Source organism: Yoonia sp., assembly GCF_036770585.1.
Lineage (GTDB): Bacteria > Pseudomonadota > Alphaproteobacteria > Rhodobacterales > Rhodobacteraceae > Yoonia.
This window is the reverse complement of record NZ_DAIPIW010000005.1, coordinates 27,984-41,854: the sequence shown is the minus strand read 5'-3', so window position 1 is coordinate 41,854 and position 13,871 is coordinate 27,984. Positions and strand designations below refer to the sequence as shown.

At 63.6% G+C, this 13,871-nt stretch carries 16 protein-coding genes; 10 read left to right on the top strand and 6 right to left on the bottom strand.

Annotated features, from left to right (window positions below):
* Nucleotides 1–15: 15 nt before the first annotated feature.
* The 4 genes from V7N12_RS02010 to V7N12_RS01995 all read right to left on the bottom strand — a co-directional run bounded on the left by V7N12_RS02010 (nt 16) and on the right by V7N12_RS01995 (nt 3,050).
* Nucleotides 16–987 carry a beta-ketoacyl-ACP synthase III gene (locus V7N12_RS02010; RefSeq protein WP_333712297.1) on the bottom strand — a complete coding sequence of 324 codons (972 nt, stop codon included), beginning with the start codon at nt 985–987 and terminating at the stop codon, nt 16–18.
* 1 nt (nt 988) lies between these two features.
* Nucleotides 989–2,113, bottom strand: coding sequence for a phosphate acyltransferase PlsX (plsX, locus tag V7N12_RS02005; RefSeq protein ID WP_333712295.1), 1,125 nt, complete (start codon nt 2,111–2,113; stop codon nt 989–991).
* 21 nt (nt 2,114–2,134) lie between these two features.
* Nucleotides 2,135–2,341, bottom strand: coding sequence for a 50S ribosomal protein L32 (rpmF, locus tag V7N12_RS02000; RefSeq protein ID WP_333712294.1), 207 nt, complete (start codon nt 2,339–2,341; stop codon nt 2,135–2,137).
* 163 nt (nt 2,342–2,504) lie between these two features.
* Nucleotides 2,505–3,050 (bottom strand): YceD family protein, encoded by a 546-nt coding sequence (locus V7N12_RS01995; protein ID WP_333712292.1) that lies wholly within the window; start codon nt 3,048–3,050, stop codon nt 2,505–2,507.
* A 125-nt stretch (nt 3,051–3,175) separates the two neighbouring features.
* Here V7N12_RS01995 and V7N12_RS01990 point away from each other — a divergent pair, with 125 nt between their 5' ends.
* Nucleotides 3,176–3,610 carry an outer membrane protein assembly factor BamE gene (locus tag V7N12_RS01990; RefSeq protein WP_333712290.1) on the top strand — a complete coding sequence of 145 codons (435 nt, stop codon included), beginning with the start codon at nt 3,176–3,178 and terminating at the stop codon, nt 3,608–3,610.
* Nucleotides 3,611–3,625: 15 nt separating this feature from the next.
* On the opposite strand, the gene msrB is transcribed toward V7N12_RS01990, so the two are convergent.
* Nucleotides 3,626–4,018 (bottom strand): peptide-methionine (R)-S-oxide reductase MsrB, encoded by a 393-nt coding sequence (gene msrB / locus V7N12_RS01985; RefSeq protein ID WP_333712287.1) that lies wholly within the window; start codon nt 4,016–4,018, stop codon nt 3,626–3,628.
* Between the two features lie 73 nt (nt 4,019–4,091).
* Between msrB and V7N12_RS01980 the strand changes: the two genes are divergently transcribed.
* Both V7N12_RS01980 and V7N12_RS01975 read left to right on the top strand, forming a co-directional pair.
* The gene (locus tag V7N12_RS01980) at nt 4,092–4,820 is read left to right on the top strand and encodes a GNAT family N-acetyltransferase (protein ID WP_333712285.1); all 729 of its coding nucleotides are present in this window, start codon (nt 4,092–4,094) and stop codon (nt 4,818–4,820) included.
* An 8-nt stretch (nt 4,821–4,828) separates the two neighbouring features.
* The gene (locus tag V7N12_RS01975) at nt 4,829–6,640 is read left to right on the top strand and encodes an ABC-F family ATP-binding cassette domain-containing protein (RefSeq protein ID WP_333712284.1); all 1,812 of its coding nucleotides are present in this window, start codon (nt 4,829–4,831) and stop codon (nt 6,638–6,640) included.
* A 6-nt stretch (nt 6,641–6,646) separates the two neighbouring features.
* Here V7N12_RS01975 and mazG read toward each other — a convergent pair whose 3' ends face one another.
* Nucleotides 6,647–7,468: a nucleoside triphosphate pyrophosphohydrolase gene (gene mazG / locus V7N12_RS01970; protein WP_333712282.1), complete on the bottom strand. Its 822-nt coding sequence runs from the start codon at nt 7,466–7,468 to the stop codon at nt 6,647–6,649.
* Nucleotides 7,469–7,532: 64 nt separating this feature from the next.
* Between mazG and V7N12_RS01965 the strand changes: the two genes are divergently transcribed.
* From V7N12_RS01965 to V7N12_RS01935, 7 genes are all read left to right on the top strand, one after another.
* Nucleotides 7,533–8,690, top strand: coding sequence for a M20 aminoacylase family protein (locus tag V7N12_RS01965; RefSeq protein ID WP_333712280.1), 1,158 nt, complete (start codon nt 7,533–7,535; stop codon nt 8,688–8,690).
* 51 nt (nt 8,691–8,741) lie between these two features.
* Nucleotides 8,742–9,710: an agmatinase gene (gene speB, locus V7N12_RS01960; RefSeq protein ID WP_333712278.1), complete on the top strand. Its 969-nt coding sequence runs from the start codon at nt 8,742–8,744 to the stop codon at nt 9,708–9,710.
* Nucleotides 9,710–10,651, top strand: a complete 942-nt coding sequence (gene speB, locus V7N12_RS01955; protein WP_333712277.1) for an agmatinase — start codon at nt 9,710–9,712, stop codon at nt 10,649–10,651. The genes speB (V7N12_RS01960) and speB (V7N12_RS01955) overlap by 1 nt, the downstream gene beginning before the upstream one ends.
* An 81-nt stretch (nt 10,652–10,732) precedes the next feature.
* The gene (locus V7N12_RS01950; protein WP_333712276.1) at nt 10,733–11,164 is read left to right on the top strand and encodes a DUF1499 domain-containing protein; all 432 of its coding nucleotides are present in this window, start codon (nt 10,733–10,735) and stop codon (nt 11,162–11,164) included.
* An 18-nt stretch (nt 11,165–11,182) separates the two neighbouring features.
* A complete protein-coding gene (prfA, locus tag V7N12_RS01945; protein WP_333712274.1) occupies nt 11,183–12,238 on the top strand; it encodes a peptide chain release factor 1 in 1,056 nt (351 codons plus the stop codon).
* Entirely contained in the window at nt 12,238–13,068 is an 831-nt protein-coding gene (prmC, locus tag V7N12_RS01940; protein ID WP_333712272.1) for a peptide chain release factor N(5)-glutamine methyltransferase, read from the top strand. The genes prfA and prmC overlap by 1 nt, the downstream gene beginning before the upstream one ends.
* Nucleotides 13,069–13,293: 225 nt before the next feature.
* Nucleotides 13,294–13,806 (top strand): DUF4167 domain-containing protein, encoded by a 513-nt coding sequence (locus tag V7N12_RS01935; RefSeq protein ID WP_333712271.1) that lies wholly within the window; start codon nt 13,294–13,296, stop codon nt 13,804–13,806.
* Nucleotides 13,807–13,871: the final 65 nt, after the last annotated feature.

Here is a 13,871-nt window from a genome sequence, read left to right as displayed (position 1 = left end):
CAATCCCAGACCTGCCTACCAGCGGATCACCACCGCACCCCATGCCAGTCCGCCGCCGATCGCCTCGGTCACCAGCAGGTCGCCCTGCTTGATCTGGCCGTTTGCGACCCCGACCGACAGCGCAAGGGGAATCGATGCCGCCGAGGTATTGCCATGGTCCTGCACCGTCACGACAACGCGGTCCATCCCGACACCCAGCTTCTTGGCCGTCGATTGGATGATCCGGATATTCGCCTGATGCGGCACGACCCAGTCCACGTCATCCGCGCCCAGCCCGACCTTCGCCAAGGCATCATGCGCCGTCTGGGCAAGCTTTTCGACCGCGTGGCGGAAGACCTCTTTGCCCTCCATGCGCAAGACGCCGGTGGTTTGCGTCGCAACGCCACCATCGACATAGAGCAGGTCCTTGAAGCGCCCGTCGGAATTGAGATCGGTGGACAGGATACCACGGTCGGAACTGTCGCCCTTGCCCTCTTCGGCCTGCAGCACAAGGGCACCGGCCCCGTCGCCGAACAGCACGCAGGTGCTGCGGTCGGTCCAGTCCATGATGCGGCTGAAGGTCTCCGCCCCGATGACCAGCACGCGGTCGGCCTGACCCGACACGATCAGCGCATTGGCCGTCGACAGCGCATAGACGAAACCGGCGCAGACCGCCTGCACATCGAAGGCAAACCCCGAGGTGGATCCGATGGCGTTCTGCACCATGGTCGCGGCGGAGGGAAAGGTCAGATCGGCGGTCGATGTGGCGACGATGATCGCGTCCACCTCTGCGGCGTCCATATCGGCCATGGCGAGCGCCGCCTTCGCCGCATTTGCGGCAAGTTCGGATGTGGTCTGGCCTTCGGCTGCGAAATGGCGGCGTTCAATACCTGAGCGGGCCCTGATCCATTCGTCCGAGGTGTCCAGCGTCTTTTCGAATTCGATGTTGGGGACCACGCGTTCGGGGAGGTAATGTCCCACCCCTTTCACCACTGCGCGCCGTGTCATTCTATTTGCCCGTTTCCTGTCCGAGGCGGTCTGCCTCGACCTGACCTGCCGCATCTTGGGCAAGGGAGGCAGCAGATGCAACCCGCGCTGCAAGTTTATCGGAGAAGCCGATCTTCGCAAGCCGGTAGGCAAGATGCAGCGCGGCGGCGACACCGGTTTCGTCAGCCGAGCCGTGGCTCTTGATCACGGTCTGGTTCAGGCCCAGAAAAACGCCCCCGTTGACGCGGCGCGGGTCGATGCGCTTGCGCAACCGGCCAAGCGAGCCGCGCGCGAAGAAGGCACCGATCATCGACAGCGGATTGCCAAGCAGCGAGGCGCGCAACAATTCCCCGATCAGCGTCGCGGTACCTTCGCCGGTTTTCAGCGCGACATTGCCGGTAAAGCCGTCGGTGACGATCACGTCCACCTTGTCCGAAGGCAGATCACCGCCTTCGACAAAGCCCACATATTCGAAATCGCCGATCGCGGCCGCGCTGGCGATCAATTCATGGGCGACCTTCAACTCGGCCCGGCCCTTGTGTTCCTCGGTGCCGACATTCAGTAGGCCCACGCGGGGGTGAGCGATTTCCAGCCCGTTGCGGGCATAAGAGGCACCCATCAGCGCGTAGGTCAGCAGATCGTCCTGATCGGCCCGGATATCGGCGCCCGCGTCCAGCATGACGTTGAAACCGGCGGCATTGCGCGACGGCCAGAGACAGGCGATGGCGGGGCGGTTCACACCTTCGGCCTTGCGCAGGCGCAGCATCGACATCGCCATCAGCGCGCCGGTGTTGCCGCAGCTGACCGCGACCGAGGCCTCTTTCTCGCGCACCGCCTCGATGGTGGACCACATCGAGGTCGTCTTGCCGTGCCGCAGCGCGTGGCTGGGCTTGTCGGACATCTGCACGACATCATCGGCGGCGCGGATCGTCACGCGGTCGGCGATGCCGAATTTCTGGACGTGTTTTTCAAGCTTGGCCTGCGGCCCGTGCAACAGCACATGCGCCTCGGGCACCTTGCGCAGGAACTTTGCGACGCCACCGACAATCGTCTTGGCGCCCTTGTCGCTGCCCATGGCATCCACGGACAGCACATGCTGGATGTTTCCCGATGGCGGCACTTGGGTCACAGATCGCGCCTCCGGCATGCCTCGGGCCCCGCGCTTGGCTTAAGCCGCGTCCTCGTCGAGATCGATCTCGGTCGTGTCGGCAACCACTTCTCGGCCTGCGTAGTGGCCGCATGAGGGGCACACGTGGTGCGGACGCTTGAGTTCGCCGCAGTTCGCGCATTCGTTGGGGTTCGCCGCGACAAGCGCGTCATGCGCGCGCCGGTTGTTGCGACGTGATTTCGATACTTTGTTCTGCTGGACAGCCATGTCTCAACCCTATGATTCCAAGGGCCCATGGCCCGATTTCCTTGCATCTGGCGGGGTCCTACGCCATTGCGGCAGCCCTGTCGAGACGCGATGTAAAAGAGGCCGCGAACATACTGCGATTCCCCATATGTGCAAGCCTTTTTCGGGCCGTCTGCCGGATGGGTTATTCGTCTTTCATTTCAAGGTTTTCGCGCAGTCCGGCAAGGCCCGCGAAGGGCTTGGCATCTTCATCGCGCATCGGCACGACGCCGCCTTGCGCGAAAACCGCCTCGCCCAGGGCCGCACCTTCCTTGCGCGGATAAAGGGGCAGGGCAAGCGCCAGCGCCTCGATCATGACCGCCGCCAGATCGAGCGTTTCGGGCAAGGCATCCTGGGTGTCGTCCTCGGGCATTTCGATCTCGCCGGTCAGGTCGTCGGGCATTTCGGCAAGATAGGACCGCGTGACCGTCTCATCCAGCCGGGTGGTGACCGGATCAAGTGTCACGACACAGGCCTGCACCACCGTCGCCCCCAGATCGGCCGTCAACCGCCAGTCGCGTTTGCCCAAAGGCGCAAGGCTGCCCGCAAAGCGCAGTTTCCTGATCCCCTCGATGCCCAGTTGCGCCGCGACCGCCGCCCGCTCTGTCGTCGAGGGCTGAAGATCGAATGTGGTCTCTCGTCTGTTCGGCAGGTCAGCCAACCGGATGAGGTGATGTGGCAAATCGGTCAATGTGTGATCGTTTCTTGAACAGGTATGTCAGGTGATATACTCGGGATAAAAGGCCCGCGGGGCCAAGGCAAGAGGGTGGATTGATGGGTGTCGGGCCGGTGAGAAATGGCAAACTGCGCGTGACAATGGCAGGGTTGGTCCTCGTGGGGGTCGTCGGGGCCTGTTCACCGATCGTGCGTCACCATGGATTTGTCCCCCCCGAAACAGAGGTCGCGGCCCTTGAGGTCGGCGTCACCACCAAGGATGAGGTGATCAGCCTCTTTGGTGTCCCCGCCGCCGAGCGCGCCTTGCAGAACAACACGATCTACTATGCGGCCAGCACCTTCGAAAGGCTGGGGCCTTTCGCGCCCAACGAGGTGGAGCGGCAAATCCTTGCCGTCGCCTTTGATGCCGACGACCGCCTGCGCAACGTGTCGCGTTACACGCTTGCCGACGGGCGCGTTGTCGCGCTGGATCGGCGCGTCACGGATGACGGGATCGCGGATGTGTCCTTCCTCAGCCAGTTGTTCGGCTCTTTCGGGCGGATCGATGCGGGGACGCTTTTGGGCCAGGAGCCGTAGCGTCCCGCGCAGAGATCAGTCTTTCGGGGCGAATTCCAGCGCCACACCATTGATGCAATAGCGCAAGCCGGTCGGCTGTGGTCCGTCCGGAAACACATGGCCCAGATGCGCCTCGCAGCGGTTGCAGTGCACCTCGGTGCGTTTCATGAAAAAGCTGCGATCGACGCTTTCGCCGACCATCTCGGGGTCAAGCGGCTGGTAGAACGACGGCCAGCCGGTGCCGCTTTCGAACTTGTGGTCCTGATCAAAGAGCGGTGCACCGCAGCAAACGCAGGCGTAGGTGCCCGCCTCCTTGGGAAAGTTATCATGCGTGCCCGCGCGTTCCGTCCCATGCTTGCGGGTGACCTTATAGGTCAGATCGGACAGCTGCGCGCGCCATTCGGCGTCGGATTTCACTACTTTTTCCATGTCGTACCTTTGTCACGTTGATGCGCTTTACCTCAGGTAGTCGTATTATGCCTTTGCGCCAGTAAGGATAAAGATGACAATTCCGTTCACAGCCGGGTGCCTGAGCGCCAGACTTGCCGAGACCCCGGCAGATATCCTTGCCTGTCAGCGGCTGCGGCAAAGGTGCTTTTTCGGCACCGAAGGCCTCGATCAGGATCGCTTCGATCTGCGGTGCAAACACCTGATGGTCCTTGATGGGCATGGCGCGCTTGTCGCCACGGCGCGCGTGATGCTTTTCGCCAGCGGCGCCGAGATCGAAGCCAGCTATGCCGCCCAATACTATGATCTTGCGGGACTTGCCACGCAGCGGACCCCGATCATGGAGGTCGGGCGCTTCTGCATTGCCCCGACCGCGCAGGGTGCCGATGTCTTGCGTCTGGCATGGGCGGTGCTGACACATCTTGTGGACAAGGCCGGGGCCACGGTCCTGTTCGGTTGCACCAGCTTTCAGGGCATCGACCCGCAGCCCTATGGTGCGGGCTTTACCCGTCTCTTCCAGCGCTATCAGTCCCCCGCAGACCTGCGCCCGCGCGCCCGCGCCAAAGAGGTGATTCCCTTCGCCACGATGACGGACACCGGATCGGCACCTCTGCCGCCGCTTTTGCGGACCTATCTGGCGATGGGGGGCTGGGTCAGCGATCATGCCGTCGTGGACCGCGCCATGAACACGCTGCACGTCTTTACCTGCGTGTCGCTGGATCAGATCCCGCCCGCCCGCGCCCGCGCGCTGCGTGCCCTTGCACAAGGCATCGCCGTGGCCTAGCAGGCGGTATGGCCAGACCTCCGCTTTTGCAGCTTTCCGATATCAGCCTCACCTTTGGTGGAGACCCGGTCTTCGCCGACCTCTCGCTTGTGGTGCAGCCCGGCGACAGGGTCGCGCTGGTCGGGCGGAACGGATCGGGCAAATCGACGCTGATGAAGGTGATGGCCGGTCTGGTGCTGCCCGACGCGGGGACGCGTGTCGCAACCCCCGGCGTGCAGGTCGGCTATATGGAACAGGACCCCGAGATGGCCGGTTGCGCGACCTTGGGCGACTATGCCGCCAGCGGCCTGCCCCCTGAAGAGGCCTATAAGGTCGAGATGGTCGCCGAGGGTCTGAAATTCGATCCCGCAGGCGATGTCGCGACCGCATCGGGCGGCGAACGCAGGCGCGCCGCGCTGGCCAAGCTGATGGCCGAAGCCCCCGAACTGATGCTGCTGGACGAGCCCACCAACCACCTCGACATCGAGGCGATCGGCTGGCTGGAAAGCGAATTGAAACAGACCCGCGCGGCTTTCGTGCTGATCAGTCACGACCGCAGCTTCCTGCGCAACCTGACACGCGCGACGCTTTGGATCGACCGTGGCGAGGTGCGGCGGGTCGAAGAGGGATTCGAACATTTCGAAAGTTGGCGTGACAGGCTCTGGGAAGAGGAAGACGCGCAACGTCACAAACTCAACCGCAAGATCAAGGCCGAGGCGCGATGGGCGGTCGAAGGCATTTCCGCCCGCCGCAAGCGCAACATGGGGCGCGTGCGCGCGCTACAGGACTTGCGGGCGGAACGGGCCGCACAGATCAGGCGGCAGGGGACGGCCGCGATGGCCTTCGAGGGCGGGGCGACGTCCGGAAAGAAGGTAATCGAGGCGCAGGGCCTGTCCAAGGCCTTTGGCGGCAAGGACATCCTTCGCGATTTCGACCTGACCGTGCAGCGCGGCGACCGGATCGCGCTGGTGGGGCCCAATGGCGTCGGCAAGACGACGCTGGTCAAGATGCTGCTGGGGCAGCTTGCACCGGACGCAGGAACGGTCAAGCTGGGGACCAATCTGGACATCGCCGTCTTCGATCAGGCCCGCGCGGCACTGAACCCCGAGATGTCGCTCTGGGAAAACCTTGCCAATGACCCCGAGATCGGGGCCTCGGGCAAATCCGATCAGGTCATGGTGCGGGGCAGTCCGCGGCATGTGGTCGGCTATCTGAAAGATTTTCTCTTTGACGAAACGCAAGCCCGCGCGCCGGTGCGGGCGCTGTCGGGGGGTGAAAAGGCGCGGCTTTTGCTGGCGCGGCTGATGGCGCGGGAAAGCAACCTTCTGGTGCTGGACGAACCGACGAACGATCTGGACATCGAGACGCTGGATCTCTTGCAGGACATCCTTGGCGATTACGACGGCACCGCGATCATCGTCAGCCACGACCGCGATTTCATCGACCGCGTCGCAACGACCACCATCGCGATGGAAGGCAACGGCCGCGCCACCGCCTATGCCGGCGGATGGAGCGACTATCAGGCACAGCGCGGGGCGCCTCCGACACCAGAGAAAGAGACGCCGAAACCGGCCACAAGGGCCGAAAAGCCGCCCTTGCCCAAGGCGGGCAAATCGGGCCTTTCCTTTACCGAAAAGCACCGTCTGGACGCACTGCCCGGGCTGATCGACCGCCTGACCGCCGAAATCGGCAAGCTGGAGACGCTGCTGGCGGACCCTGAGCTGTTTTCGCGCGAACCCCTGAAGTTTCGCAAAGCGACCGAAGCACTTGCCCAGCGGCAGCAGGCGCTGTCCGAGGCCGAGGATGAATGGCTGATGCTGGAAGAAAAGGCGGCGGAATAACGCAGCCTAGGCGCCCGCTTTCTCTGCCGCTTTGACCTGATCCCAAAGTGCATCCATTTCCGCCAGATCGCTTTGCGCCGGGGTTTTGCCGCGTTTCGCCAGCGCATCCTCGACCGCTGCGAAACGCCGCGTGAATTTGGCGTTGGCGGCGCGCAGCGCCTCTTCGGGGTCGACGTTCAGATGTCGGGCGAGGTTGGCCACGACGAAAAGCAGATCACCGAATTCTTCCGCGATCTCGGTCTGGCCGAGGGTTTCGCGCGCTTCGACCAACTCGCCCGCTTCCTCGACGATCTTGTCGAGGACGTGGCCGGTGTCGGGCCAGTCGAACCCCACCCGTGCCGCGCGCTTTTGCAGCTTGACGGCCCGCATCAGCGCAGGCAATCCGATCGCCACACCGTCGAGTGTGCGTATCTGTGCCTTGCCCGCGCGCTCGGCGGCCTTGATCTTTTCCCAGTCCTGCACCTGATCGGCGGCACTCTTGTCGCGGGATTCGTCGCCGAAGACATGCGGGTGCCGCGCGACCATCTTGTCTGCGATGTTCCGCACCACGCTGGCAAAGCTGAAATGCCCCGCCTCTGACCCCATCTGGGTGTGATAGACCGTCTGCAACAGCAGATCGCCCAACTCGCCCTCCAGCTCGGGCCAGTCCTTGCGGGCGATGGCATCGGCGACTTCGTAAGCCTCTTCAATGGTATAGGGGGCGATGCTGTCAAAATCCTGTTCGATATCCCAAGGGCAGCCGGTGGCGGGGTCACGCAGGCGGCGCATGATCTCCAGCAGGCGCGGCATCCCGCCATTCGGATCGTGGATCAGCGCATCATCAGCCATTGCAAGCCCCTTGGGTTTTCGTGTTCACTGCCACCCTAAGCCGACCCCAGCCGGAGTGCCAGTGATGCCCGTCATCAACCGTATCGCAGAGTTCGCCGAGGATATGACCGCCTGGCGCAGGCATCTGCATGCGCATCCCGAACTGGCCTTCGATTGTCATGAAACGGCGGCTTTCGTCGTCGCACGTCTGCGCGCTTTCGGGGTGGACGAAATCCACCAGGGGATTGCGACCTCCGGCATCGTGGCCATCATCGAGGGGCAGGGCGCAGGCCCGACCCTGGGCCTGCGTGCCGATATGGATGCCCTGCCGATGCAGGAAACGACGGGGCTGGACTATGCCTCGACCGTCGGGGGACGGATGCACGCCTGCGGCCATGACGGGCATACCACGATGCTGCTGGGGGCCGCGCGCTACCTTGCCGAGACGCGGAAATTCGCGGGGCGCGTGGCGCTGATCTTTCAACCGGCCGAAGAAAACGGCGGTGGCGGGGGTGTCATGGTCGATGAGGGGATCATGGACCGCTTCGCCATCCGCGAGGTTTACGCCCTGCATTGCGCACCGGGGGCGCCGGTCGGGTCGTTCTATACCACGCCCGGCCCGATCATGGCGGCGGTCGATTCCTTTCACATCCATATCAAGGGCAAGGGCGGGCACGGCGCCTTTCCGCATGAGACCGCCGATCCGGTGGTGGCCGCCGTCGGGATCGCCAGCGCCATCCAGACGATCGTCAGCCGCAACACCTATGCCGAAGACGCGCTGGTGATCTCGGTCACGCAGATCCACACCGGCTCGGCCGACAACATCATCCCCGATACGGCCTATATCAACGGCACGGTGCGCACCTTCGATCCCAAGGTGCAGGCGCTGGTGCAGCGGCGGTTGCAGGCCATCGTGGATGGTCATGCGGCGGCCTATGCGGTGAAAGCCGACCTCGACTACGAGATCGGCTATCCCGCGACCGTGAACGACGCCGCCAAAACCGCCTTTGCCGTCGATACCGCGCGCGAGGTATCCGCGCATGTGACGGGTGACGCCATGCGCGAGATGGGCGCCGAGGATTTTTCCTATATGCTGAACGCGCGCCCCGGGGCCTATCTGTTTCTCGGGATCGGCGAGGGGGCCACATGGCATCACCCCGATTTCGATTTCAACGACGCGGCGGCGCCAGCGGGTGCCAGTTTCTTTGCGCGGGTGGTCGAACGGGCCTTGCCGCTTGGTTGATGCGCCGGATGCCTTCGGCGAGAGTTTCTTGGGAGAAAGAAGAGGTGGGCGATGACGCTCGATAAAGCGAAACAGGCGATTGACCGCGCCTTTACCGCGACCGAGAGGCGCGGGCTGGCCTATGAAAACGCCTTTGCGGGGGCGACATCCTTTCTGCGCCGGACCTATACCAAGGATCTGGCGGGGTTCGATCTGGCGGTGACGGGCGTGCCTTTCGATCAGGCGGTCACGCACCGGCCCGGCACGCGATTCGGCCCGCGCGCGATCCGCGAGGCCTCGGCCCTGCAACCCTATGATCCGCCTTACGGCTGGGACGGGTTCGATCCCTTGGGGGAATTCGCCATCGCGGATTACGGCGATGTGGCCTTTGATTATGCCGATACAAGCACCCTGCCGGTGGCGGTGCAGGCGCATATCGCGGGCATTCTGGCGCAGGGGATCGGCACCGTGACCTTGGGCGGGGATCATTTCATCACCCTGCCGATCCTGCGCGCCTATGCCGAAAAATACGGGCCGTTGTCGGTGATCCAGTTCGACGCCCATTCGGACCTCTGGCCCGACGACGACATGAACCGGATCGATCACGGCACTTTCATGTACAAGGCGGTCAAACTGGGTCTGGTCGATGTGACGCGATCCATCCAGATCGGGATCAGGACCGATTGTGCCGATTATCTGGGGATGCCCTTCATCGACGCGCGCACCTGCCACGAAAAAGGCAGCGCTTGGGTGACTGACCGGATCAAGGCGGCGGTAGGTGATCATCCGGCCTATCTGACCTTCGATATCGATGCGCTGGACCCGGCCTTTGCGCCCGGCACCGGCACGCCGGTCTGGGGTGGGCTTGCGACCTGGCAGGTGGCCGCGATCATGCGCGATCTAGCGGGGATCAATCTGGTGGGGGGCGATATCGTCGAAGTCTCGCCGCCTTACGATACCACCGGTGCCACAGCCATTGCCGGTGCCCATGTCGCGATGGAGCTTTGCTGCCTTGCGCTCTGGAATAAAAGGAAAACCTGATGCCGAACCAACCGATATCCGGCAATGATCTGGCGCGGTTCTCGGGGCCGCAGACCTTCATGCGGTTGCCGCAGACCGACTCTCCCGAGGGGTTGGATGTCGGGTTCATCGGAATTCCGATGGATATCGGGACAAGCTGGCGGTCGGGGACAAGGATGGGGCCGAAGCAGATCCGCGAGCAATCGGCGATGATCCGGCCCTATAATATCCAGACGGGGGCGGCACCATTCGATGCTTTGCAATGTGCCGACCTTGGGGATGTGGCCATAAACACATTCTCGTTGGCCGAGACAATACGCATCATTACAGAGACTTACGCGACGTTTCTGAAGCATGATTTCATCCCGATGACGCTGGGTGGGGATCACAGTCTGACGCTGCCGGTCTTGCGGGCGGTGGCGGCGAAGCATGGGCCCCTCGCGCTGGTGCATGTGGATGCCCATGCGGATGTGAACGACGAGATGTTCGGGATGCGCGAGACCCATGGCACGGTCTTTCGCCGCGCCCATGAGGAAGGGATCATCACGCCCGACAAGGTGTTCCAGATCGGTTTGCGCGGGTCGGGATATACGGCAGATGACTTCAACGAGGCGGCGGGTTGGGGGTTCAACCAGTATCTGGCGCCTGATCTGTGGCACAAGTCATTGACCCCGTTAGCTGCTGAAATCAAAGCGAAAATCGGGGATCAGCCCTGCTATGTTTCCTATGACATCGACAGTCTCGACCCGGCCTATGCGCCGGGCACGGGCACGCCGGAAATCGGCGGGCTGACCACGCCGCAGGCGATGGAACTGATCCGCGGATTGCGGGGGCTGAATGTCGTCGGCTGCGATCTGGTCGAGGTCTCGCCGCCCTATGATCCCTCGGGCAATACCGCGCTGACCGGGGCGAATCTGATCTTCGAGATGCTGTCGATTTTGCCCGGGGTGCCCTATCGTTAGGGGTGCACCGCGCATGCACATCGCGTACACAGCCTGTACACCGAACATCTGCACCGCTGATCGCGCAAAGGAGAGGCATCGATGCGCATACTGATCGCTATTTTGACCCTCATAGTGGCGTTGATGCTTTATGTCCGGCTCGCGCCGACACAGGTCGAGCGCTGGCACACGCGCCCCGTCGCGACAGACCCCATCGACCGGCAGGAAGAGGGCGGGTTTCTTGCAGCGCGCCGCATCACAGCACCGCCGGCCGAGGTGTTGCGGGCGCTGGAACAGCGCGCCCTTGCCACCCCGCGCACGCGGTTGCTGGCCGGCAGCGTCGATGAGGGTCTGCTGACCTTCCAGACCCGGTCGCTGCTCTGGGGATTTCCCGACCACACCAGCGTCACGGTCGCGGATGATCTGCTGATCATCCATGGCCGCTTGCGCTTTGGCCGGTCGGATATGGGGGTGAACAAGGCCCGCGTGCTGGGCTGGCTGGCAAGTCTTGGCCCCTTGACCGAGCCGCTTTGATCGGCCAATGCCTGCCCCATGATCGCCGCAGACAAAATCGAGACCCTGATCGACCGTTTCCAGTTTCTGGAGGCGAAGATGGCCGATGGCAGCGTGGGCAGTGACATCGCGAAACTGGGCCGCGAATATGCCGAACTGCGACCCGTGGTCGAAACGGTCACCGCCTACAAGGATCTGTTGCAGCAGATCAAAGATGCCGAGGCGATGCTGAAAGACCCCGAAATGCGCGAACTGGCAGAGATGGAACTGCCGGACTTGCGCGACAGGCTGGAAGCGTCCGAGCATGAGGTGCAACTGGCGCTGTTGCCCAAGGATGCCGCCGATGCGCGGCCCGCATTGCTGGAAATCCGGCCCGGAACGGGGGGCGACGAGGCCTCGCTTTTTGCCGGGGACCTGTTGCGGATGTATCAGCGCTATGCCGAGGCGCAGGGCTGGACGTTCGAAATCCTCGAACAATCCGAGACCGAAGTGGGCGGCATCAAGGAAGTCGTCGCCCGGGTCGCGGGCGAGGGTGTCTTTGCCAAGCTGAAATACGAAAGCGGCGTGCACCGCGTGCAGCGTGTGCCCGAAACCGAAAGCGGCGGGCGTATCCATACGTCGGCGGCGACGGTGGCGGTGCTGCCAGAGGCGGGGGATGTGGATGTGCAGATCAACCCCGCCGATATCCGCATCGACACGATGCGGGCGTCAGGGTCGGGCGGGCAGCACGTCAACACCACCGATTCCGCCGTGCGCATCCTGCATGTGCCGACAGGGATCATCGTGGTCAGTTCCGAAAAGTCCCAGCACCGCAACCGCGAGATCGCGATGCAGGTTCTGAAGACCCGCCTTTTCGATCTGGAACGGCAGCGCATCGACAGTGAACGCTCGGCCGATCGCAAAAGCCAGGTCGGATCGGGCGACCGGTCGGAACGTATCCGCACCTACAACTTTCCGCAGGGCCGGATGACCGACCACCGGATCAACCTGACGCTTTATGCGCTGGGGCAGGTGATGCAGGGCGATCTGGACGAGGTCATCGGCGCATTGCAGGCGGATGCGCAGGCCACGCTGCTGGCGGAAATGGGCGCCTGATGCGCGTCGCCGACGCGCTGGGGCTTGCCACGCAACGACTGAACGCGGCGGGGATCGCAGGCGCGGCGCGCGATGCGCGGCGGATCATGGCGGCAGCGCTGGGGGTCGCGCCGGACCGGATCACGCTGATGTCGCAGGAGCCATTGGCAAGCGCTGCCGAGGCGGTCTTTCTCGATCTGGTCAACCGGCGCGCGGCCGGGCATCCGGTTTCGCATCTGGTGGGCGGGCGGCTGTTTTGTGACCGCTGGTTCAAGGTGACACCCGATGTGCTGGACCCGCGCCCCGAGACCGAGGGTCTGGTGGCCGCGGCGCTGAAGGTCCCGTTTGCGGATGTGCTGGACCTTGGCACCGGCTCGGGCGCGATCATTCTGACCTTGCTGGCCGAGCGACCGCAGGCGGTGGGTGTGGCGGCGGATCTCTCGCAGGCGGCACTTGGTGTCGCCGCCCAGAACGCGCGGGCGCTTGGTGTCGCCGAGCGTGTGCAATTCGTGGTCTCGGACTGGTTCGACGCGGTCGGGGGGCATTACGACCTGATCGTCGCGAACCCGCCCTATATCGCGGCGGACGAGATGGCGGCCTTGCAGCCCGAGGTGCGCCTGCATGAGCCGCGCATGGCCCTGACCGACGAGGCGGACGGGCTGACGGCCTATCGCAAGATCGCGGCGGCTGCGCCCGCATATCTGCGCGACGGTGGTCATCTGATGGTCGAGATCGGACCGACGCAAGGTGGGCCCGTGGCGCGGATGATGCAATCGACCACTTTGTCCGATGTCAGGGTGATTCCCGATCTGGACGGGCGGGACCGTGTCGTGGTTGCTCGAAAGCGGTGAATCACCTGCGCTTATGGGCCAAAATGCGCGGAAATGCCGTGTTTGCCTGTTTTGGACTTGTCTTGGCGCGCGTCTCATGTTTATTCAGACCCACCGTCAGGGATGCGGCACGTTATGCAAGCCCCCTCCGGTCAGTCGCCAAAACATCGTCAGGCTACAGACTATCGCGCGGAAGTTCGCGCATTATGGCCAACGCAACGACAGCCAAAGGCTCCAGTACAGCTCATGAGATCATCGAAGTCACGGTCGCGGAACAAGAACCGCAACAACCGTCCATCGGGCGGAAATATCATCAATCGGGTCTTCGACAGCTCGGGTCCGGACGGCAAGGTGCGTGGCACGCCGCAGCAGATCATCGAGAAATACAATCAGCTGCATCGCGACGCCTTTCTGTCGGGCGACCGTGTCGATGCCGAGAATTTCGCCCAGCACGCCGAACACTACACCCGCTTGCTGGCCGAGGCGCAGCGCGAGGTGGACGCCAAGCGTGAGGAACAGGAAGAGGAAAACCGCCGCCGTCAGGCCGAGCGTGACCGCGAGCGCGCCGAGCGTCTGAAGGCGCAGGAAGAGGCCTCGAACGATCCCGCGCAGGCGGATCAGCCGGACACGGATGACGGCGACAGCGGGCTGGTGGACACGCCCGAGGAAAAACCCCGCCGCGAGCGCAAGCCACGCGGCCCGCGCAAGCCCAGACAGGCGCAGGGCGAGATGCCCGAGGCCTCGGAAGCTGCGGAATGACAAATCCCCCCTCCATCGTGAGGGGGTTTTTGTTGGTGGGCCCTGGATGCCTCCGGCGGGAGTTT

Bases quoted from the DNA above. Each gene is read 5' to 3' on its own strand.
- V7N12_RS02010 (WP_333712297.1), bottom strand. From the start codon at position 987: ATGACACGGCGCGCAGTGGTGAAAGGGGTGGGACATTACCTCCCCGAA.
- plsX (WP_333712295.1), bottom strand. From the start codon at position 2,113: ATGCCGGAGGCGCGATCTGTGACCCAAGTGCCGCCATCGGGAAACATC.
- rpmF (WP_333712294.1), bottom strand. From the start codon at position 2,341: ATGGCTGTCCAGCAGAACAAAGTATCGAAATCACGTCGCAACAACCGG.
- V7N12_RS01990 (WP_333712290.1), top strand. From the start codon at position 3,176: ATGGCAGGGTTGGTCCTCGTGGGGGTCGTCGGGGCCTGTTCACCGATC.
- msrB (WP_333712287.1), bottom strand. From the start codon at position 4,018: ATGGAAAAAGTAGTGAAATCCGACGCCGAATGGCGCGCGCAGCTGTCC.
- V7N12_RS01980 (WP_333712285.1), top strand. From the start codon at position 4,092: ATGACAATTCCGTTCACAGCCGGGTGCCTGAGCGCCAGACTTGCCGAG.
- V7N12_RS01975 (WP_333712284.1), top strand. From the start codon at position 4,829: ATGGCCAGACCTCCGCTTTTGCAGCTTTCCGATATCAGCCTCACCTTT.
- mazG (WP_333712282.1), bottom strand. From the start codon at position 7,468: ATGGCTGATGATGCGCTGATCCACGATCCGAATGGCGGGATGCCGCGC.
- V7N12_RS01965 (WP_333712280.1), top strand. From the start codon at position 7,533: ATGCCCGTCATCAACCGTATCGCAGAGTTCGCCGAGGATATGACCGCC.
- speB (WP_333712278.1), top strand. From the start codon at position 8,742: ATGACGCTCGATAAAGCGAAACAGGCGATTGACCGCGCCTTTACCGCG.
- speB (WP_333712277.1), top strand. From the start codon at position 9,710: ATGCCGAACCAACCGATATCCGGCAATGATCTGGCGCGGTTCTCGGGG.
- V7N12_RS01950 (WP_333712276.1), top strand. From the start codon at position 10,733: ATGCGCATACTGATCGCTATTTTGACCCTCATAGTGGCGTTGATGCTT.
- prfA (WP_333712274.1), top strand. From the start codon at position 11,183: ATGATCGCCGCAGACAAAATCGAGACCCTGATCGACCGTTTCCAGTTT.
- prmC (WP_333712272.1), top strand. From the start codon at position 12,238: ATGCGCGTCGCCGACGCGCTGGGGCTTGCCACGCAACGACTGAACGCG.
- V7N12_RS01935 (WP_333712271.1), top strand. From the start codon at position 13,294: ATGAGATCATCGAAGTCACGGTCGCGGAACAAGAACCGCAACAACCGT.